The sequence below is a fragment of the Pseudomonas tremae genome, from assembly GCF_001401155.1.
GTDB classification, from domain to species: domain Bacteria; phylum Pseudomonadota; class Gammaproteobacteria; order Pseudomonadales; family Pseudomonadaceae; genus Aquipseudomonas; species Aquipseudomonas tremae.
Map to the genome: position 1 here is coordinate 1 of NZ_LJRO01000029.1, position 22,655 is coordinate 22,655.

Below are 22,655 nucleotides of genomic sequence, written 5' to 3' on the forward strand. Positions count from 1 at the left end.
GCGTTGAGGGTTTTTGTTTTTATGGCGTTCGCCAAACTTCATCCCGTCGATCAGGCAAGCCTGCCAATACCCGGTAGTCATCCGGATCAACATGCTTATAGCAATCCAGCGCGCTTGCCCTTATGGTTCGGCCTCAGGTTCCAATCGCACCCGCCAAGGAAGCAAGCATGTCCGTAACGACCTCTCTAAGCGCAGGTTTCATGGTGGTTCAAGGTAACCGCCCGGATGAACTGCGCAGTCTGGTCGTGTCCTGGATGCGTCGTTATCCCTTGGCGCCGCTTGAGAACGAGATTGCCCTGGTGCAGAGCAACGGCATCGCCCAGTGGCTCAAGCTCGCATTAGCTGAAGACGCTCAGGATGATGACAATGGCGGCTGCGGCATTGCTGCAGCCATAGATGTTCAGCTACCCGGCAGTTTCATGTGGACGCTGTACCGCACGGTGTTGGGCAGCGATGAAATCCCTTCGGCGTCTTTGCTCGACAAGACTCCGCTGACCTGGCGCCTCATGCGCCTGCTACCCGCACTTATCAATCAGCCGCACTTCGAACCGTTGCAGCGTTTTCTGACAGACGACACGGACCTGCGCAAGCGCTATCAATTGTCCGAGCGCCTTTCCGACCTGTTCGACCAATATCAGGTTTATCGCGCTGACTGGCTGAATGACTGGGCCGCTGGCCATCATCAGCTTCTTGACGCACGGGGGCAGTCCAGACCACTGACAGATGCCAACTGTTGGCAGGCCGAGTTATGGCGTGCCTTGCTGGATGATGTCGGAGCCGAGGGTATGTCGCAGAGCCGCGCTGGCGTGCATCAGCGCTTTATCGAACGCATCGGCAGCATGACCGAAGCGCCACCGGGCTTGCCGGCACGAGTCATCGTTTTCGGTATCTCCTCACTGCCGGCACAGGCGCTCGAAGCATTGGCAGGGCTGGCGAAGTTCAGCCAGGTGCTGCTCTGTGTACATAACCCTTGCCGCCATCACTGGACTGATATCGTTGCCGACAAGGACCTGCTGCGGCACCAGTACAAACGCCAGGCGCGCAAGACCGGCATGCCGATGATCCTTGATCCACAGGCGCTTCATCAACATGCGCATCCGCTGCTCGCCGCTTGGGGCAAGCAGGGCCGTGACTACATCAACCTGCTGGACAGCCATGACGATCCGCGCAGCTATCGTTCGTCCTTCAAGGACGAACGGATCGATTTGTTCAGTGATGCCGAACCCCTCAACTTGCTGAATCAGTTGCAGGACGACATTCTCGAGTTGCGCCCACTGGATGAGACGCGAGAAAAGTGGCCAGCGGTTAATCCTCTGGAAGACCGCTCTGTTCGCTTCCATATCGCCCACAGCGCTCAGCGTGAGGTGGAAGTGCTACACGATCAGCTCTTGGCGCGGTTCAGCAAAGACCCCAACCTGCGCCCTCGTGACGTAATCGTCATGGTTCCTGATATCGACAGCTATGCACCGCATATTCGCGCTGTCTTCGGCCAGATCGAACGGGACGATCGCCGCTTTATCCCGTTTACCCTCGCGGACCAAGGGCAACGTGGTCGTGAGCCGTTGCTGATTGCAGTCGAGCATCTGCTCAAGCTCCCCGATAGTCGTTTCCCTGTCAGTGAAATTCTCGACCTGCTGGATGTTCCTGCGCTGCGAGCGCGCTTCCGGATTCAGGAGCGCGATCTGCCAACCCTGCACCGCTGGATCGAGGGTGCAGGCATCCGCTGGGGGCTAAACGCAGAGCAGCGCGCCGGTCTGGGTTTGCCGAATGCTCTCGAGCAGAACAGCTGGCATTTCGGTTTGCGCCGCATGCTGCTGGGCTATGCCGTGGGGGCCGGTACTGCTTACGATGGCATTGAGCCCTACGATGAAATCGGTGGGCTGGATGCTGCATTGATCGGTCCTCTGGTGGCGCTGATCGATGCGCTTCAGGTCGCCCACACGCAACTGTCACTTCCAGCAACGCCTGACGAATGGGGCGCGCGTTTGCAGGCGCTGTTGCAGTTGTTTTTTCAGGCCGACAGCGAACATGACGACTACCTGCTGGCTCAGCTCGAAACGTTACGTGAAAACTGGCTGGAGACCTGCGCAACGGTAAAGCTTATTGAAGAGTTGCCGCTGACCGTAGTTCGCGAAGCCTGGCTGGCCGGCCTTGATCAAGGCCGTCTGTCCCAGCGTTTTCTCGCCGGTTCTGTGAACTTCTGTACCCTGATGCCCATGCGGGCCATCCCGTTCAAAGTGGTGTGCCTGCTGGGTATGAACGACGGTGATTATCCCCGCGCTCAGCCGCCACTGGATTTCGACCTGATGGGCAGTGATTACCGCCCTGGCGACCGTTCGCGGCGCGAAGATGACCGCTATCTGCTGCTCGAAGCGCTGCTTTCGGCCAGGGATCAACTGTACGTCAGCTGGGTTGGCCGCAGCATCCGTGATAACAGCGAGCGTCCCGCTTCGGTGCTGATAGGCCAGTTGCGTGACCATCTTGCCAGCGGCTGGAAACTGGCTGGCGAAAGCGATGCCGAAAGTAGCCTGGACGACGGCGAGCGCTTGCTGAAAGCCCTGACGGTTCACCATCCGCTTCAGCCGTTCAGTGCCAGTTACTTCCATGCAGGCACGGGCTTTTTCAGCTTTGCCCGCGAATGGCGTCTGCTTCACGAGACCGATGCCCAAGCGCCTGCTCCCATCGAGCTGCCGCCCCATGAACAGGAGGAGCCGCTGTCCATCGCGCAATTGCAGGACTTCCTGAGAAACCCGGTGAAGCACTTTTTCAGTCAGCGCCTGAAAATCTATTTTGAGGTCGCCGAAGCGCCGCTCGCTGATGAAGAGCCGTTCGTGCTGGATGCCCTGGAGCGCTATGGCCTCAGTGAAAGCCTGCTCAGTGCCGCTATGGTTTCCCCCGACAATATCGATGTCGCCCTCAAAACTCAGGCCCTGAAACTGCAAGCCAGCGGCCTGTTGCCTCTTGCCGGGTTCGGTACCAGCATGCAGGACGAGTTGATCGAGCCATTGCCGGACGTACTCAAGCGTTACCACGACCTGCTGACGCTGTGGCCCGAAACCCTGAGCAGTGCATTGCCGATCAGCTTCAGCCACAGCGGTGTGAGCATCGATGGCTGGCTTGGCGGATTACATCGCAACGGCAGCGGCGAGTTACTGCTGGTTACGGCGATCCCCAACAGCATCGGTTCGAAAAAGACCCGCAAATGGCATCGGTTGATTCGTCCGTGGGTGAATCATCTGGTGGCTTGCGCCTGTGAACTGCCGTTGAGCACTGCATTGGTGGCCAGCGATGAAACGCTAATGCTTGAGCCAATGGAAAGAACTGCAGCCGTCAGCACACTCAATCACCTGTTGATGGCCTGGCTGCACGGCATGCAGCGACCACTGCCGGTAGCCGTCAAGACTGCGTTCGCCTGGTTGGGCCAGCCTGCCGACAAAGCGGAAGCCGCAGCCCGCAAAGCGTATGAAGGCGACGGGCAAACCACCGATGGCGAGCGTCGCGAAAGCACCGCACTGGCTCGGCAGTTTCCGGATTTTGACGCTTTAATGGAAAGCGAAGAATTCGCTGGCTGGTGCGAAACGCTCTACAAACCGATTTACGATGCGCCCTGGCAGTCCTTGTCTGGCGGGGAGGGCGGCGCATGAACCAGCAATCGCTCCCTCTGGCGCTGCGTTTTCCGCTGCGCGGCAGTCAGTTGATTGAGGCCAGCGCCGGTACGGGCAAGACTTTCACCATATCCGCGTTGTACGTGCGTCTGGTGTTGGGGCACGGTTCAGAAGAGTCCGGCTTCGGCCGTGAATTGCTGCCGCCGCAGATACTCGTAGTGACCTTTACCGACGCTGCGACCAAGGAGCTGCGCGACCGGATTCGTACGCGACTGGCCGACGCTGCGCGGTTTTTTCGGGACGAGATAGCAGCGCCGGATGGCCTCATCGCCGAGTTGCGCGAGCAGTTCGAGGTCGAGCAATGGCCAGCCTGTGCCAGCCGCCTGGACATCGCCGCGCAATGGATGGACGAAGCGGCCGTATCGACCATCCACAGCTGGTGTCAGCGCATGCTGCGCGAGCATGCTTTCGACAGCGGCAGCCTGTTCACTCAAACCCTCGAAACCGATCACAGCGACTTGCTCGGCGAGGTGCTGCGCGATTATTGGCGCCGGTTCTGCTACCCCATGAGCGGCGACGCGCTGGCCTGGGTACGGAAAAACTGGAGCGGTCCGGCGGCGCTGTTGCCTCGCGTGCGAGGCTTGTTTGGCCGGGACCGTAGCACTATTGGCCAAGAGCCTGCCGAGCTGATCGAGGCGTCTTTGCAGGAGCGTCGGGCAGCACTCGCGGCCCTTAAAGCCCCTTGGGCTGCATGGGCTGACGAACTGTACGCCCTCTGTCAGGACGCCGTGGCGCGCAAGGTGGTCGACGGTCGCAAGATGCAGGAACGCTTCTTCAAACCCTGGTTTGAAAAGCTGTCCGCATGGGCCGCAGACGAAAGCCAGGAAGCGCTGGGCCTCGGCACGGGCTTCACACGTTTGACGCCGGAGGGTATTGCCGAGGCCTGGAAAAGCGATCCGCCCTCGCACCCGGCGTTCCAGGCCATGGCCGAACTCAAGCCCGCGCTCGACGGCTTGCCCACACCGGATGCCGCCGTGTTGCAGCATGCTGCGCAGTGGGTCAGCGCCCGTTTTGAAGAAGAAAAGCGCCGTCGTGCCGAAATGGGCTTTGATGACATGCTGCTCAGGCTTGACGCCGCATTGCGCGGTGCGGGCGGCGAGCGACTGGCCACCTTGATTCGAGAACAGTTTCCTGTCGCACTGATCGATGAATTCCAAGACACCGACCCTGTGCAATACCGGATCTTCGAAAGCATTTACCGCCTCGAAGACAACGACCAGCAAACCGGACTCTTTCTGATCGGCGATCCCAAGCAGGCGATCTATGCCTTTCGTGGCGCCGATATCTACACTTACCTGCGTGCCCGCCAGGCCACCAACGGGCGTTGGCACACGCTGGACACCAACTATCGCTCCAGTCACGCGATGGTCGAGTCGGTCAACCACGTCTTCACCCGCGCCGAGCAACGTGTGGAAGGTCGTGGCGCCTTTCTGTTTCGTGACGATAAGGGCAACCAGGTGCCGTTCTCCGACGCCTTGGCCCAAGGTCGCAAAGAGACGCTGCAAGTCGATGGCAGCCCGTTGACTGCATTGACCGTCTGGCATCTGGAAAGTGAGCAAGCGGTGTCCGGCGTCGCTTATCGCCAGCAACTTGCAGCCAGTTGCGCCAGCGAGATCGTGCGCCTGCTCAATGCCGGCCAGCAGGGCAGTGCCGGTTTCGCTTCAGCTGACAAGACACTGCGTGGGCTGCGGCCTGCCGACATCGCGATTCTGGTCCGCGATGGCAAGGAAGCGCAGGCGGTGCGTCAGCAATTGACTGCGCGCGGCGTGCGCAGCGTCTACCTGTCGGACAAGGATTCGGTATTCGCTGCTCAGGAAGCTCATGATCTGCTGTCTTGGCTGAAGGCTTGCGCCGAACCGGATTCCGAACGCACGTTGCGTGCCGCACTGGCGTGTATCACGCTGGATCTGTCGCTGGCCGAGCTGGAGCGTCTGAATCAGGACGAACTGGCGTGGGAGCTGCGCGTGATGCAGTTTCGTGGTTATCGTGCCGTATGGCGCAGTCAGGGTGTGTTGCCGATGCTGCGCCGCCTGTTGCACGACTTCGCACTGCCACAGACATTGATGGCACGCACCGATGGCGAGCGAGTGCTCACCAACCTGCTGCACTTGTCCGAACTGCTGCAGCAGGCCGCCGCCGAGCTGGATGGCGAACAGGCATTGATTCGTCATCTTGGTGATCACCTGGCATTGTCCGGCCAGGCTGGAGAAGAGCAGATCCTGCGCCTGGAAAGCGACGAGCAACTGGTCAAGGTGGTGACCATCCACAAGTCCAAGGGGCTGCAGTATCCATTGGTGTTTCTGCCGTTTATCTGTTCGTCAAAACCCGTCGATGGCAGCCGCCTGCCGCTACAGTTTCACGACGCCGAGGGTCGCCCTCAGATCAGTCTGCAGCCCACTGAAGCGCTGATCCGACAAGCCGACGACGAGCGTCTGGCAGAAGACCTGCGCTTGCTGTATGTCGCGCTCACCCGCTCGGAATACGCTTGCTGGCTGGGCGTCGCTGACCTCAAGCGTGGCAATGCCAACAACTCGATGCTGCACCGTTCGGCGCTGGGTTATCTGCTGGGTGGTGGCACGCCGCTGCCCGAGTCGTCTGACCTCAAGGTGTGGCTGCGTGACCTGGCAGAAGGCTGCGGCGCGATTGTCTTGCAGACAGTTCCCGAGCCCACCGACAACAGCTTCAGCGCGCCGCGCAACGACGCCTCGCTGGTCAAACTGCTGGTGCCTAAACGCCGTGCTGCCGAGAACTGGTGGATCGCTTCCTACAGTGCTCTGCGCATTGGCGATACGGTAACCGCCGGTGCCGACCAGTCGCCTGACAGCCCGCAGGCGCAGAAGCTCTTTGATGACGAGCGTCTCGACCCTGAGGCCCCTCGCGATATTCTGCTTGGCGGCGGCGATATCCATCGTTTCCCGCGTGGCCCCAACCCCGGCACCTTTCTGCACGGCCTACTGGAATGGGCGGGTAATGAAGGTTTTGCAAACACCGCGCACGCTCCAGACAAACTGGAAGATGCCGTTGCCCGTCGCTGTAATCGGCGCGGCTGGAAGGGCTGGATCGAGACCCTGCGCGACTGGTTACAGCAGACGCTGACCATGCCGTTGCGTCTTTCGCCCGATGCCTCTCCAGTCGCGCTGGGTGATCTGGATCAGCCTAATCAGTACCGCGTCGAGATGGAGTTCTGGTTCGCCAGCACCAACGTCAATGTGGCGCAAATGGACGCACTCGTGCGCCGCTTTACCCACGACAACGCGCCACGAGCGGCGACCGAAACCGTCTCGCTCAATGGTATGTTCAAAGGTTTTATCGACCTGACCTTCGAGCACGAAGGCCGCTATTACGTCGCCGACTACAAGTCCAACTGGCTGGGCAGCGATGATGACGCCTATACCGAGCTGGCGATGGAGGCTTCGATTCTCGACAATCGCTACGACCTGCAATACGTCCTCTACCTGCTGGCCCTGCATCGACAGCTCAAGGCACGAATGGCCGACTACGATTACGATCAGCACATGGGCGGCGCGCTTTATCTGTTTCTGCGCGGCAGTCGTGCAGCGTCTCAAGGTGCCTGGTTCACCCGCCCGCCACGCGAGCTGATCGAAAGCCTGGACTTGCTGTTTCAGGGCAAGCCGATACCGCATGACCTGCCGGGAGCATTGGCATGAACCGCTCGTTTGACGATCTGTTGCCTGCCACCCTGGACGACGCCGGCCTTGCCGAATTGAGTCCGCTGACTCGTGTGGATGACCTTCTGATGTTGCTGGAACGCTGGGTCGAACGCGGCTGGTTGCGCGCGCTGGACCGGGCGTTCGTCGCGTTCCTCAGTGAGCTTGATCCCCAGTCTGATCCGCTGGTTTTGGTCGCTGCGGCACTCACCAGTCATCAATTGGGCCACGGTCATGTCTGCCTTGATCTATACGAGACCCTGAAAGAGCCTGACTTTGCTCTCTCGCTGCCGCCTGAAGGTGATCAACAAAGCGGAACAATGCTGCCCTCGCAATTGCTCGCAGCGCTGGAGGGAGCGGCCTGGTGCCAGGCGCTCGCCCGCAGCTCGCTGGTGGCCGAGGCAGGGGACTCCAGCGCCGAGGGGCTGCAAAAGCCACTGGTGCTGGCGGAGCGGCGGCTATACCTGCGCCGTTACTGGACCTATGAACGGCGCATTGCTGCAGCCTTGCGCCAGCGTCTCGCGCAAGCCGACGCCCCTCCTGGCGATCTGCCGCAGCGTCTGAACGCATTGTTCAAGCCCGCCAGCCCTGCGTCGGACGCTGTCATCGACTGGCAGAAGCTTGCCTGTGCGCTGGCCACCCGTCGGGCGTTCAGCATCATCACGGGCGGTCCAGGCACTGGCAAGACCACTACCGTGGTGCGTTTGCTGGCGTTGCTTCAAGCTCCCGCCGTGCAGAGCGGACAGCCATTACGCATTCGCCTGGCAGCACCTACCGGCAAGGCGGCGGCACGTCTGACCGAGTCCATCAGCCAGCAGGTCCAGAGCCTGGACGTCAGCGACGACGTGCGCCAGAAAATCCCCAGCGAAGTCACCACAGTTCACCGCCTCCTCGGCAGTCGCCCGGGCACCCGGCACTTCCGTCATCACGCAGGCAACCTGCTGCCGCTGGATGTATTGGTAGTCGACGAAGCGTCCATGATCGACCTGGAAATGATGGCCAACCTGCTTGACGCACTGCCGCCGCATGCCCGCATGGTACTGCTGGGCGACAAGGATCAGTTGGCTTCCGTCGAGGCAGGCGCCGTGCTGGGCGATTTGTGCCGCGACGCTGAAGAGGGCTTCTACAGCCCCGAAACCCAGGCCTGGCTGGAAGCCGTTGGCGGCGAAGACCTCAGCAAGGGCGCGCTGCGCCAAGGCGATGCACAGCAACATCCGTTGGCCCAGCAAGTGGTCATGTTGCGTCACTCGCGCCGGTTCGGGCAGGGCAGTGGCATTGGTCAACTGGCCCGGCTGGTCAACCAGCAGCAGGATCAACAGGCGAGGGCGTTGCTGTCGGCTGGCAGCCACGCCGACCTGTTCGCGCTGACGCTCAAAGGCGAGCAGGACCTCAAGTTCGAGCGTCTGGTGCTGGAAGGCCTTGGCAAGGGCGAGCAAGGTCCGCAGGGGTATCGGCACTACCTGAGCGTGCTGGCCGCCGAGCGCCCGGTCGATGGCGCTGAACTCGACGACGCGTGCTGGACCCGATGGGCGCGCTCGGTGCTGAACGCGTTCGATTCATTCCAGCTACTCTGCGCTGTCCGCAAAGGCCCTTGGGGCGTGGAAGGCCTGAACCAGCGCATCACCCATGCGCTGTTCAATGCCAGCCTTATCGAAAGCGAGCAGCAATGGTACGAAGGCCGGCCAGTGCTAATGACCCATAACGACTACGGCCTTGGCTTGATGAACGGCGACATCGGCATCACCTTGCGCCTGCCCGAGCGTGACGGCGAGGGCAAACAGGTACTGCGCGTCGCCTTCCCGCGCAATGACGGCAGCGGCGGCGTGCGCTTTGTCCTGCCGAGCCGCCTGAACGAAGTGGAAACCGTCTACGCCATGACCGTACACAAATCCCAAGGCTCGGAATTCGCTCACACTGCTCTGATCTTGCCCGAAGCGCTTAACCCGGTACTGACCAAGGAACTGATCTACACCGGCATCACCCGCGCCAAACACTGGTTCAGCCTGATCGAACCGCGCCAAGGCATCTTCGAAGAAGCCCTGCGCCGCAAAGTAAAACGCCTGAGCGGCTTGATGCTCGGGCTTTGAACCTGCTGCCAGCGTGCATCGCCGACCCGCAGCGTTGCGCGCTATCAGGCTTCGCTGCAGACCAGAAGCCACAGGTCATGAGCTGTAATCCACATACCGCGCCATAAGGTTCGGGCGGCTAAAAGTGTCAATCGCGTACACCCGCTGCCACATGGCGTCGACCTCGGTTTTGAACGTGTCGTCATCCATGTCGATCCAGTAGCGAGGGTTGCGGCCGCGCTGCTGATCGTAGTCGGCAGTGACAGGGTCCAGGTGCCGGTACGGTTCGAACAGCGGAATGTCCGGAATCGGGCCGCTGATGTCCATGTAATTCTGCAGGAAGTCCCAGAGTGCGCAGGGACGTTGTTGGAAGTCGTCAGCATTCATCAGCATATGAAAATTGATTTTGTGGTCTTCGTAGCGGTGCTGAAGCAGAAGCCCGTACGTAGGGCCGTGACGATTGCTGGTGGTAATCATATAGGCATCGAACTCATAAAACGGCGCGATGAATTTGTCGATTACACCTTCTTTCCGATGGCGTTTATAGTCGAAGATAGTGACCAGGCCGGTTCTGCGGTTGAGTTCCCACTCAGGGCCTTTTGGGGGGCGGAACCATATTCTGGGGAAGTGGTTGATAATAATGTGGCTGACGAGCCAGAGCAGCAGTGGGATACCTAAAAATATTGGGTAAAACCCGAGCAAAAGTTCTATGGTTACTTTTTGCCAGGACAGGTGAGATGCCTGTATTGCTATCAGATGCGTGATGAAAGATAGTGGAAAAAATATAATCGAGCTTCCTTTCGAAAATTGCAGAACGATCAGCCAGAATTGAGATGTGAACGGAAGTGGAGCGAATTTGAAGCGTTCATGGTCACACTTGTTGTGAAGATTAACTCCTTCAAAAATAGCCGGAACATGGGTCCCGTTTGCTTTCTTCTTCTTTTCCTTTGCGACTTCTTCCCAGAGTTTCATACTTTCTGGGGTGGACTCCTCAAAAAGTTTCATTGATGCTGTTTGTTGTGTGCTACCCCAAGGCATGCGTATCGAACATGCCGAAGATGAGGTCGTTCGCAAGGGTGATGCCTGTTCAGGAATGTTGTCAGGCTGGAAGGCTTGGGGGCCGTAAATTCTGTTGGTCGAATCAATCATTGGCAGAGTCTTTATTAGCGTCTTCATCAGCCCAGAACGGCTGGCTGATTTTTTTGAAATTTGGCGTTGCCCAGTCTTGACTGTATTGGGTCGGGTCTTTGACCGGTGGTGCAGGAAAGTAAAGTTTCTCTCCCCCGCGGCTCAGAATGAACTGGGCTCTCACGGCCCACTGGTAATGGTGTCTACTGCTGCCAGTGGGTGAAACCTGATTAACTGGTGTGGCAAAAAACAGTTCCAATGCGTCCAGTTGAAGACGCTGAGCTTTTGGCGTTTCAGATCTGTCGGCAATTTCAATTCCTGCGCGATAAGGTACGCCTTGGTTATTCGCTTTTTCGGTAACGCGGCACAGCCTGCAGTCAGCTTGAATGCTTAGGCTGTCGAGACTGCCGATCAGTCCAGGCAACCGACTCTGCAGGCGAATAATTGTGTCCGCGCTACGTATGGCATGGGGTATCTGCGCGTGATAATCAAAGGTGGCATGCGGCTCATAAACCGGATTTTTTTCTATTGAAATACTGATGCCGGCAAGCAGGCTTGTTAGCCGGTAAAAAGCCTGTGATGGATCCTGTAAATAACTGTCGATTGAATGGCTTTCACCGAACGGACCGTTCGCCAACCATGCCTCCAGTGGCGTTGAACTTATTAATATGACCAAGCCTACGCCCACTCCGATCAGCAGTAATGCGGCCCAACCCAATACCGTGAGACCCAGAAGCGTTCCGGCCGCTCCGAACAAGGTTCCCAGCGATCCTGCAACACCCCCAAGGGATATCAATAAATATCCGTACATGGCTTGATCGTTCCATTGCCATGCTTGCCAAGCATCTATTGCATTCACTACTGACAGAATAATTCCAGAGGAAAAAATACCTATTATCCGACCAGTAACTGAATAGGTGAGTTTTTTGGCTAGAGCTTCACCAAAGAAAACCGATGCTTTTTTTGGATTGATGTTGAATAAAATTTTCCTGCCCACAGAGAGTAATGATCTTTCACTTGCCAGCTTGACTGCCAAGGCCTCAGTCGCAATTGTTAAGTCTAATAGGGCTCCTCCCAATCCTATGCCGGCCCTCAGAAATCCTTTTTCGCGTATGGACTGCGCAAACGCCTCACTCTCCGAACTCACATTCCCAACCTCCAGCATCAACACCGCCAGGCAAAACGGCGTCGACCCCAATACCTTGTAAGCCGCCTTGTTCCTCTCCGAATCCAGCCCCGCTATGGCCTCACTCAAGCCGCTCTTCGCCCGGATATGACCGCGTTGCGCCTCACCCACTGCGCCTGCTGCTTCACGAGCGGTTTTAAGTGTTCGGTTCATGTCGCCGACCACCTGCGCGGTCTTGTGTCCGCGAGGAATCACCAAGACCAGATTGTCGCCCTGAGTCAGCCGGGTAGAGGACGGCGGCGGTGGGGCGATGTCGCCAAAGGGCGTTCCGTCAGCACGCAGGTATTCGCCATAACGTGTTTTGGGCAGTGACTCTCGACCGGGCAGGTCTTCCAGGCCGAATACATAGTGTTGCGCAGTGACCTTATTACGGCGGGTCAGGAAGGCAGCAGCAAAATGCTCGGGCATCATGCTGCGCAGTTGTTGTACGCCCCGGCCTTGGCGTTTGACGTCGATCTTGTGGGTATTGGCACCGAGCCGCTCTTGTATCTTGGCCAGCCGATCGTTTGCCGAGGGGGCATTGGCATGGGGACTTTTTAAACCGCCTTTGGCAGACGCGAGTGCCTGGTTGGCTTTGGCGACGGCGTTCGCGGCGCCGTCCGAGGCGCTTTGCAGGTTTTCAAAGATCCCGATCAGCGCCGCCGTTGTGGCTTTGCCGTTGTTGATGAGAAAAAAGTTCTGCAGGTTGTCTCCCGCCAGCAGGTTGGCGAGGGTGGTGGCATCCAGCGTGACCTGAGTGACAGGGTCAGGCGCTGGCCGGGTCTCGAAACGAGCCAGTTCAGTGGCGCGAAAGCGGCCGTCGCCCATGTTCTTGTCATCGCTAAGCGGCACGACATAGGGCGCGCAAGCAGTCAGCAGATCGCATTCTGGCCAAAGCATAAGATGCAGAGGCGACGTGCCATCGCTGGCGATATGCTCCAGAAACTTCTGCCCCGGGCTCACGGCCTTATCCCAAAGACCAATACCTGTGACTGCATCCACCATATCGCCGCCGGGCGCCAGCGGATCGACAGTGGACGGCAGCAGCGCCAGGGTCGCCAGGGTCCGGCTCAACTCATACATTGCCGCCACGTAGTCGAAACCTTCCAGGCTCAAGTGATCAGCCAGCATTTGTTCCGTGGTGCTTTGTTTCAGACTGTCTATCAGTGCGTCCTGAGCGCTGAGCATGTGCCGCCAGACCACCGCGCGCTGAACCGTGGCCGTGCATTGGTTGATCATTTGCCTGCCAGGCTCATGCAGCTTGGCCATCGTCGTATGCAGCGGGTTTTCCTGGCCGCGAATATTGCGCGGCACCACCAGTTGTTGCACCAGCAAAGCGCTGGCATGGTGCGGGTGGCGAATGGCGTGTCGGGCGCAAAGCGCAAACAGTTGCTGGCATGTATCGACACGTTGCCGCAGATGTCGCAGTCGATAGCAGGCATCGTCCAGCAGCACACCGCAGACCTGCCTTTGGCGAGCTTTCTCCAGCACATCGGCGACACTGGTCTGTGCTTCCCAGAGCACACCCGCATCAACGGGCTCTGCGTCGTCCTCGACCGGCAAGCTGGCCAGCAGCGCATCGGCCATCGCTGTCAGTTCCAGGTGCCTGACGTTCTGCACTGTGATGCCTCTGTCAGCTTGGGCGAGAAATGCCCTGGCTTGTCTGAAAGACTCGACCGGAAACTGCCCCGACAGATCGCACAGGTACCGCGCTGGATGATCGAGCAGTCTTTCGTAACCGGGCTGCCGGGCGCGTTGCGGTGCAGCCAGACTGACCGGAAACACGTTGTGCTGCAGATTCAGCCGGGTTGCCTTGATCGGGGCGAGAAGTGCCTGAGTGAAAGGGTCTTTGGCATCAAAGTCGGAAAACGCATCAAGCATCGCCTTGCCATCGGGCTTGCCCTTGTACAGGTCCGTGAAGTGTTTTTTTGACTGGCTCAGGTCAAGGTTTTTGCAGCGGGTGCTTCTTGATGCAGCGTCTTTTTCCAGACGTTCGAGGCGTGGCGCACTGAGCTGAACTTCCGAGAAACACAGCTGCACAGCCGTTGCTTGCCGGTTGTTCCAGAGCGCCGGCAGCCAGATGTCTTCAAGTGCCGCGCCGCGTGGCTTGCGCTCTCCGGGCAGGAAACCGTCTTGCCTCCGATAACGGCTACATCGATGTCGTGATAAGTGCTGCCGGTTTCGCTGACTTGAATCTCCAGCTCGCGCCACAGTTTCTCCTGATAAAACACATACACATAACCCGCGCGAGCCAGTACCGGCGTGCCGAGATCGTATACGGTTCGGGAGCCAGGCAGCGGCACAAACGGCAGCACCGGCACTATCTGGTTGAACTGCGCATCGGCCTGTCGTGGCGTGACCTGCGTTTTGTGCAACAAAGGCAGACGAATAGGCTCGCCATCGATGGTCGCAATCTGCAAGTGAAGGTGCGCGCCGTCGATGTGATCCCAGACTTCCAGGATGCAGCTGTAATGCACGTGATCCAGTTTTTCCGGTCTGGATTGATAAACACGATCATCTTTAGGGCTGATCAACAAAACCTGTTGCCGGTCTGAATGATCCCGGCCCGCGATCTGCACGATCAGCTTGTTCATTTCGCAACAAGGCCCTGCGCTCAGGCTGTCGGTGGTCATTGAGGAGATTCCCTGTTCTGAAGCCGTAAAGCGTCTTCCTGACGCAGGCTCAGGCCTGGCGTGACCAAGGGGTATGGCGGTTTCCAGCGAGACGCGTGCGGATTGTCGATGCTGATCCAGTGTTGATTGCCTTGCGCGATGTCCGCCCAGGTTCCGCCGTACCAGCGAAGTCGAGAAATGGGCCCCAGCCACTGAGTACTGGTTTGCGGTGTCTCGGCGGTAAAGAAATAGCTGGCCGTTACAGGGTGCGAATAGCGCAGAACGCCTCGACGGTTCCCTTCGAATCGGACCATCAGGATGTGTCTGAGGTGAGCGAGTACGACCTCGACCGGCGAAGCGCTTTCGATGATCAGGCCCGGCCAGTCGTCGGGGTTTTCAGAAACGGCTTCCAGTAACGGATGCTGTCCGTCGGCATCCAGAAAAACGGGACTTGCCTGTCTGCTGGTGGCCAGCTCCGTCTCGTCAAAGAGCATGCAGGGCTCTGGGGCGGGCAGCAGTCGGTAAAGCTGTTCCAGTAGCGAATCAGTGCGTTCCAGTAGCACATAAAGGCTCATTGCCGACCTCCCGACTGCGATGCTTTCCGGCAGCCGCAATCGACAAGCGGGCAGTCTGCAGGCGTTCCGCCCTTGGGTTTTTGGCAGAGTTCGACGATCGGCCCTGACCCTCTCAGACGCTGCATCAGCAACAGCCCCGGCTTGCTGTCATCGATCGGCTTCACGAGCCCCGGCCGCAGGGGTGTTGCTTCGGTTCCAGCTGTCGGCTGGCCCCCGGAGTTGAGCTTTATTTGTGGCCCGTTCACGGTCACGCCACTGGGGTCGATCTTGATGAATGAGCCGCCCGCAGTGAAGGTGATTTCGAGACCGGCCTCAATCACCACCTTGTCGCCAGCCTTGATATGGATTTCTTCTCCGGCCTCTGCCAGTAACCCATCACCCGTTTTGATGTGCTGCGTGCCGCCCACGGTCAGGTGATCACTGGCTTTGACTTCAGTTAGCCGATCACCCTCAACGGTTCGATGCTCGGCTGCCTTGAACACGCTGTAACTGTTGGCTTCGACATGCTCGTGACGCTCATGGCCAACGTGGATTTTCTGATCGTGTCGGATGTGCTGTTCCCAGTCCCGCTGGGCGTGAATGTAGATTTGTTCCTGATCGGCCTGGTCCTCGATGCGCAGCTCGTTCGAACCATTACCACCAGGGCTGCTCAAGGTTTTGAATACACTGCGTGTCTGATGCGCGGGCAAGTCGTAGGGCGGGACGTGTTCGGCGTGGTACAGGCAGCCGCTGATCAGTGGGCGGTCGGGATCACCCTCGAGAAAGGTCACCAGCACTTCCATGCCGACTCGCGGGATGACCATCCCACCGTAGCGATTGCCAGCCCAACTGGACGACACTCGCAACCAGCAGCTAGTGCGGTCATTAGCCTGACCTTCGCGATCCCAATGAAACTGCACCTTGACCCGGCCATGCCGGTCGCAGTGTATTTCCTGATCTTTCGGGCCAGTGACTACGGCGGTCTGGCTGCCGGGTATGCGCGGTTTCGGGTGCCGCAAGGGCGTTCGGTACGGGGCTTTCCACGGGGTTACCCGGAAAGTATTGCGATAGCCCTGGCACAAATTGACGTCGTTTCGTATCGGGTGGGCATGCTCCTCAAGAACTTGCGGCTGACTGCCCTCATGGCGAACGTCCGTCAATAACCAGAGGTCATTCCATGCCTGGTCTGGGTGCTCGCTCAACTGCACAAAATGCCCGCTGACCAAACGCGGTTGATCACTTTGACCTTCGCCCTGTCGGTAATCATGACGATGCCGCTCGAGGGCGCGTCTGGCGAGTTGCTCGCCCCGGTCGCGGTGCACAAAACCGGCAGGGTAATCGTAATCTTCAAGCTCCGGACTGACGTCACCATGAGCAGAGCCTTGCATGGTCAGATGCGGCTTCTCGAAGTGATAGTCTCGGCGGGTGGTGCTGTCGGCGCGGGTTTCGAGGCGTAGCTTGAAGTCCCGGATTATCGGCTCTTTGCCTGCCAGCCCGTTGTCCTGCTTGTAGATCACTGGCTCAAGTTTCGGGAACACCGTCTGGTCATCGCCAAACACCAGGTTGTGCGCCGTAAAGCTGTGCTCGAAGTGGTAGTGCAAGCCTTCTTCTTCGCACAGCCGCTGAATGAAGTGCAGATCAGATTCGTTGTATTGCACGCAGTATTCGCGCTCGGGGCAGTTCGCGCCGAGTTCGAACCTGTAGGTGTTGGCGAGCAGATGGTGATCTTCGAGCACCGTGGCGATAATTTGCGGCGCCGTCTGGTGCTGAAAAATACGCTGGTTGGTGCGATGGCCGAGACGGGCCAGACGCGGACGCAGCGTCATTGAGTAATGGGCCAGGCGTGGACCTGAATCGCCTTGGGCAATACGATCAATCAGCCCATGGATGCCGCCGCCGTCAGGAGCAAATTGCAGAAAAGCCGGGAGGCCCAACAAGCTTTCCAGATCCAGCGACGTGCGCTCGCTGACCAGCCCCAGCGTGAAGCAGAAAGGCTGGCTGATGGCTTCATGGCCGGTGAACGCCAGAACCTGAAACCCATGTTTGGGGCCCTCGAGGCTCAGACTGAAGCATGGCTGGTTGGCAGAAGCGAACATCCGAATCTCTCCGAAGTAACGGGCAATCGCGCCCATCGAACGGAGGGAGTCATTACAAGAACAGTGCCACCCTGATTTTGTATATATAAATCAGTTGGTTGAGAATAATCTCTAAAAAAATACAGCAAAAATCTGCGCAGAAAATTGCGCGCTTTTACGGCGAGTTGCGCAGCATCAAACGCGTTTCTGAGTGGGCCAAGCGCTTGCGCATCAACCGATAAACCTTGCCGCCGCTGCCTTTCCCAATAAGAACACCTTGTTCAACTCCGTCACCTCCCGAATGTAATCCCACAACAACGTGATCCGCTTCAACTTCCTCAAATCCTCGCGGCAGTACATCCAGAACTGCCGGGTAACGTTCACTTCCTCCGCCAGCACCGGTAACAGTCGCGGGTCCTGAGCAGCCAGAAAGCACGGCAGGATCGCCAGTGCGCGGCCTTGCAGCGCAGCGGTGTACTGGGCGATGACACTGGTACTGCGCAGTTGCGCCTGAGCGTTGGGCAGTAGGTTGCTCAGGTAAAGCAGCTCCGAGCTGAATGCCAGGTCGTCGACGTAGCTGATGAAGAGATGCTCGGCCAGATCTGCCTTGCGCTGAATCGGCGGATGGCTGTCGAGGTAATCCTGGGTCGCGTACAGGCGCAAGCTGTAGTCGCAGAGTTTGCAGCACACGTACGGCCCGTGATCCGGGCGCTCAAGGGCGATGACAATGTCAGCCTCGCGCTTGGACAGGCTGATGAAGTGTGGCAACGGCAGGATATCCAGCGAAATGCTGGGGTAGCTGTCGAGAAAGTGACTCAGTTGCGGGGTGATGAAAAAGCTGCCGAAGCCTTCGGTGCAGCCCACGCGAACGTGCCCGGACAACGCCACGCTAGAGCCGGAAACCTGCTCGCAGGCCATGTGCAACGTGCTTTCGATGGACTCGGCGTAGCCCAGCAAACGCTGACCTTCGGCGGTCATGATGAAACCGTTATTGCGTGACTTTTCGAAGAGCAGCGTGCCAAGCGAGGTTTCCAGCGAGTTGATGCGTCGTGACACGGTGGTGTAGTCCACAGCCAGCCGACGGGCAGCGCTGCTGACTTTACGGGTGCGTGCCACTTCAAGGAAAAACTTCAGGTCATCCCAGTTCAACGATCCCAGGGAGGTGATGTTTTTATGCATGTTGACCCTGCTTTTATCTGCGTTCTTGTTAGAAGTTTGCACATCTATACTCCAAAGCGCGGCCCCTGACCAACTCAAAAACAAGACTGTCGGGAGACCATGACGGCCCCTGTAAAAAGGCTCCGGATGCATGGTTTGCTGAAGGAGAACGCTTCGGATGAATGTCTCATTAAGCGACACATCGACCACCGTCGCCCGTGTGAAACTGCTGATCAACGGTGCATGGATCGACTCGCAAAGCAGCGAATGGCAAGACGTCGTCAACCCGGCCACTCAGGAAGTTCTTGCCCAAGTGCCTTTTGCGACGCCCGACGAAGTTGATGCCGCGGTGGCCGCCGGGCAGGCCGCCTTTCGGAGTTGGCGTGACACGCCAATCGGGGCTCGCATGCGCATCATGCTCAGGTTGCAGGCGCTGATCCGCGAGCACTCCAAACGTATCGCCGCGGTACTGAGCGCCGAGCAGGGCAAGACGCTGGCGGACGCCGAGGGCGACATTTTTCGCGGCCTGGAGGTGGTCGAGCACGCGTGTTCGATCGGTACGCTGCAAATGGGCGAGTTCGCCGAAAACGTCGCCAGTGGCGTTGATACCTATACGCTGCGCCAACCCATCGGCGTGTGCGCAGGTATTACCCCGTTCAACTTTCCAGCGATGATTCCACTGTGGATGTTTCCGATGGCGATTGCCTGCGGCAACACCTTTGTCCTCAAGCCCTCCGAGCAGGATCCGCTGTCGACCATGCTGCTGGTCGAACTTGCGGTCGAGGCGGGTGTGCCGGCTGGCGTGCTCAATGTGGTGCACGGCGGCAAGGATGTGGTGGACGCGATCTGTATTCACAAGGACATCAAGGCTGTTTCCTTCGTCGGTTCGACTGCCGTCGGCACTCACGTGTATGACCTGGCCGGGCGGAATGGCAAGCGTGTGCAGGCGATGATGGGCGCGAAGAATCATGCGGTCGTGCTCCCTGACGCCAATCGTGAGCAGACCCTGAATGCGTTGGTAGGGGCAGGTTTTGGTGCGGCAGGTCAGCGCTGCATGGCGACGTCTGTAGTGGTGCTGGTCGGTGCGTCGAAACAATGGCTGCCGGAGCTCAAGGCGTTGGCGCAGAAACTCAAGGTCAATGCCGGTCACGAGCCAGGCACCGACGTTGGCCCGGTGATTTCCCGGCGGGCGAAGCAACGCATTCTCGATCTGATCGACAGCGGCGTACGTGAAGGCGCCACGCTTGAGCTGGACGGTCGTGATGTGTCTGTGGCGGGCTATGAAGGCGGTAATTTCGTGGGGCCGACGCTGTTCTCGGGCGTTACCACCGACATGCAGATCTACACGCAGGAAATCTTTGGTCCGGTGCTGGTGGTGCTGGAGGTCGACACGCTGGATGAGGCCATTGCGCTGGTCAACGCTAACCCGTTTGGCAACGGCACCGGGTTGTTCACGCAAAGTGGTGCAGCGGCGCGCAAGTTTCAGAGTGAGATCGACGTGGGTCAGGTAGGGATCAACATTCCGATCCCCGTGCCCGTGCCGTTCTTCAGCTTCACCGGCTCGCGAGGTTCCAGGCTGGGCGATCTGGGGCCTTATGGCAAACAGGTGGTGCAGTTCTACACTCAGACCAAGACCGTCACCAGCCGCTGGTTCGACGACGACAGCGTGAATGATGGCGTGAACACCACGATCAATCTGCGCTGAGCGCTGACTGCCGATAAGGCCAGGGAGAACAATAATGAACATTGCATTCATCGGTCTGGGCAACATGGGCGCTCCCATGGCCCGCAACCTCATCAACGCAGGTCACAGCCTGCAACTGTTCGACGTGAACACGGTTGTGCTGAGCGAGTTTGCCGGGCTGGGCGCCAAGGTCAGCGATTCCCCCAGACAGGCGGCTGAGGGCAGTGAGCTGGTTATTACCATGCTGCCCGCAGCTGCGCATGTGCGTAGCGTGTACCTGAATGACGATGGTGTGCTGAAGGGGATTTCGCCCGGCGTCCCGGCTGTTGATTGCAGCACCATTGATCCGCAGACCATCCGCGATATCGCTGGCATTGCTACGCAGCAGGGCGTCATCCTGGGCGATGCACCTGTGTCAGGCGGAACCGGTGGCGCACAGGCCGGGACGTTGACGTTCATGGTCGGCGGCTCTGTGCAGCATTTTGCCACGCTCAAACCGGTGCTGGCGCTGATGGGCCGCAACATCGTGCATTGCGGCGACGTGGGCACCGGGCAGATCGCCAAGATCTGCAACAACATGCTCTTGGCGATTTCCATGATTGGTGTGTCCGAATCGATGGCGCTGGGCAATGCATTGGGCATCGACACCGAAGTGCTGGCCAGCATCATCAATACCTCGACGGGCCGCTGCTGGAGCTCCGAGGCTTATAACCCCTGGCCTGGCATCGTCGAAACCGCGCCAGCATCACGTGGTTATAGCGGCGGCTTTGGCGCCGAACTGATGCTCAAGGATCTGGGCCTGGCAACCGAAGCAGCACGTTCGGTGCAGCAACCGGTGGTTCTCGGCGCTGTGGCCCAACAGCTTTATCAGGCAATGAGCCTGCGCGGCGATGGCGGCAAGGATTTTTCGGCGATCATCGAGGGGTATCGTAGAAAATCGTGAGTGCCTCGATTGCAGGACGTAGATGTCAGCTTAATGTATTTCCGGTTTTTGCATTAGGTAAACGCGAAAGAACCGGCTACTTTGGACGTCGTCATACCCGCACAGGGATGCCCGGTACGCTTTGATCAGAAGCACAGCGTCCCTTGCCCCAGGCCTGGCGCTGTACTCATCAAACGTCCCCGACTCAGAAAAAGAAGAGACCGACCATGAAGTTCGAACCCCTCGCCAGGTCGCTGATTGCGACAGCACTGATTGTCGCGTATTTCCCCACATTCGCGGCATCACAAGCCCCGGTTGCCGCTGAAAACGGCATGGTCGTGACCGCCCAGCATCTAGCTACTCACGTAGGTGTCGATGTGCTCAAGGCCGGTGGCAACGCCGTCGATGCCGCGGTTGCAGTCGGGTATGCGCTGGCGGTGGTCTATCCCGCGGCGGGTAACCTAGGTGGCGGCGGCTTCATGACCATCCAGCTGGCTGACGGACGCAAGACCTTCCTCGACTTCCGCGAAAAGGCCCCCCTTGCAGCGACAGCCAATATGTATCTGGACAAGGACGGCAAGATCATCCCTGACCTGAGCGTCAAAGGTCACCTGGCCGTCGGCGTACCAGGCACCGTGTCCGGCATGGAAATGGCCCTGAGCAAATACGGCACGCGCAAGCGCGAAGAGGTCATTGCTCCGGCGATAAAACTGGCTGAAGACGGCTTCGTACTGGGGCAGGGCGATGTGGACATGCTGTCCAGCGCCACCGATGTGTTCAAGGCGGACATGGCCGATTCCGGGTCGATCTTCCTCAACAAGGGCGAACCGATGCAGGTTGGTCAGAAGCTGGTGCAGAAGGACCTCGCCAAAACGCTCAAGGAAGTGTCCGAGAAGGGCAGTGACGGTTTCTATAAAGGCTGGGTCGCCAAGGCGCTGGTCGATTCGAGTCAGGCTGGCAAGGGCATCATCACCCAAGCCGACCTCGACCACTACAAGACCCGCGAGCTGGCACCGGTCGAGTGCGACTACCGTGGCTATCACGTCGTGTCGGCGCCGCTACCGAGTTCCGGCGGCGTAGTCATCTGCCAGATTCTCAACATCCTCGAAGGCTACCCGATGAAAGAGCTGGGCTTTCGCTCGGCGCAGGGGATGCATTATCAGATAGAAGCCATGCGCCATGCCTACGCTGACCGAAACAGCTACCTGGGCGACCCCGATTTCGTCAAGAACCCGCTTGAGCATCTGCTGGACGTCAAGTACGCGGCCAAGCTGCGCGCGGCTATCGACCCGCACAAAGCCGGTGACTCGAACAAGATCAAACCCGGTGTCGCGCCCCACGAAGGCAGCAACACCACCCATTATTCGATTGTCGACAAATGGGGCAACGCCGTATCGGTGACCTATACCCTGAACAACTGGTTCGGCGCGGGCGTCATGGCCAGTAAGACTGGTGTGATTCTCAACGACGAAATGGATGATTTCACCGTCAAGGTCGGCGTGCCCAACATGTATGGGCTGGTGCAGGGCGAAGCCAACGCCATCGCGCCGGGCAAGACGCCGCTGTCGTCGATGAGCCCGACCATCGTCACCAAGGATGGCAAGGCTGTCATGGTCGTCGGTACGCCGGGTGGCAGCCGCATCATTACCGCAACCCTGCTGACCATGCTCAATGTCATCGACTACGGCATGAATATTCAGGAAGCCGTGGACGCGCCGCGTTTCCACCAGCAATGGCAGCCTGAAGAAACCAATATCGATACCTTCGCGGTCAGCCCGGACACGCTGAAGATTCTCGAAAGCTGGGGCCAGAAATTCGCCGGTCCGCAACCACTCAACCACGTGGCAGCGATTCTGGTTGGCGCGCCTTCGCTGGGCGGCAAGCCGGTCGGCAACAATCGGTTCTACGGGGCCAACGACCCAAGACGCAACACCGGGTTGTCACTGGGTTACTGAGTC

At 58.8% G+C, this 22,655-nt stretch carries 10 protein-coding genes and 1 pseudogene; 6 read left to right on the top strand and 5 right to left on the bottom strand.

The window, feature by feature from the left end; translation table 11 throughout:
• Positions 1–167: 167 nt before the first annotated feature.
• From recC to recD, 3 genes are read left to right on the top strand one after another with little or no spacing between them, the layout of a single operon-like run.
• Positions 168–3,644: an exodeoxyribonuclease V subunit gamma gene (recC, locus tag ALO43_RS01460; protein WP_053932103.1), complete on the top strand. Its 3,477-nt coding sequence runs from the start codon at positions 168–170 to the stop codon at positions 3,642–3,644.
• Positions 3,641–7,333 carry an exodeoxyribonuclease V subunit beta gene (recB, locus tag ALO43_RS01465; RefSeq protein ID WP_054996998.1) on the top strand — a complete coding sequence of 1,231 codons (3,693 nt, stop codon included), beginning with the start codon at positions 3,641–3,643 and terminating at the stop codon, positions 7,331–7,333. Before recC ends, recB begins: the two co-directional genes overlap by 4 nt.
• Positions 7,330–9,420, top strand: coding sequence for an exodeoxyribonuclease V subunit alpha (gene recD, locus ALO43_RS01470; protein ID WP_024669813.1), 2,091 nt, complete (start codon positions 7,330–7,332; stop codon positions 9,418–9,420). Before recB ends, recD begins: the two co-directional genes overlap by 4 nt.
• Before the next feature lie 75 nt (positions 9,421–9,495).
• Here the strand turns inward: recD and ALO43_RS30595 are convergent, their stop codons facing one another.
• The 5 genes and pseudogenes from ALO43_RS30595 to ALO43_RS01495 form a co-directional block, all read right to left on the bottom strand.
• Complete coding sequence (locus tag ALO43_RS30595) at positions 9,496–10,371, bottom strand: hypothetical protein (protein WP_054996999.1); 876 nt, start codon at positions 10,369–10,371, stop codon at positions 9,496–9,498.
• A 169-nt stretch (positions 10,372–10,540) separates the two neighbouring features.
• Positions 10,541–14,325, bottom strand: a pseudogene (locus tag ALO43_RS01480) (toxin VasX).
• Positions 14,322–14,879, bottom strand: a complete 558-nt coding sequence (locus tag ALO43_RS01485) for a DUF4123 domain-containing protein (protein ID WP_053932107.1) — start codon at positions 14,877–14,879, stop codon at positions 14,322–14,324. Before ALO43_RS01485 ends, ALO43_RS01480 begins: the two are co-directional and overlap by 4 nt.
• Positions 14,876–16,954: a type VI secretion system Vgr family protein gene (locus tag ALO43_RS01490; protein WP_054997004.1), complete on the bottom strand. Its 2,079-nt coding sequence runs from the start codon at positions 16,952–16,954 to the stop codon at positions 14,876–14,878. Before ALO43_RS01490 ends, ALO43_RS01485 begins: the two co-directional genes overlap by 4 nt.
• 210 nt (positions 16,955–17,164) lie before the next feature.
• Complete coding sequence (locus ALO43_RS01495; protein WP_024669808.1) at positions 17,165–18,112, bottom strand: LysR family transcriptional regulator; 948 nt, start codon at positions 18,110–18,112, stop codon at positions 17,165–17,167.
• A gap of 157 nt (positions 18,113–18,269) precedes the next feature.
• Between ALO43_RS01495 and ALO43_RS01500 the strand changes: the two genes are divergently transcribed.
• From ALO43_RS01500 to ggt, 3 genes are all read left to right on the top strand, one after another.
• Positions 18,270–19,796 (top strand): CoA-acylating methylmalonate-semialdehyde dehydrogenase, encoded by a 1,527-nt coding sequence (locus tag ALO43_RS01500; protein ID WP_054997000.1) that lies wholly within the window; start codon positions 18,270–18,272, stop codon positions 19,794–19,796.
• Positions 19,797–19,830: 34 nt separating this feature from the next.
• A complete protein-coding gene (gene mmsB, locus ALO43_RS01505; RefSeq protein WP_005895186.1) occupies positions 19,831–20,718 on the top strand; it encodes a 3-hydroxyisobutyrate dehydrogenase in 888 nt (295 codons plus the stop codon).
• Between the two features lie 206 nt (positions 20,719–20,924).
• On the top strand, positions 20,925–22,652 hold the full coding sequence (gene ggt / locus ALO43_RS01510) for a gamma-glutamyltransferase (RefSeq protein WP_005895188.1): 1,728 nt from the start codon (positions 20,925–20,927) through the stop codon (positions 22,650–22,652).
• Positions 22,653–22,655 lie beyond the last annotated feature (3 nt).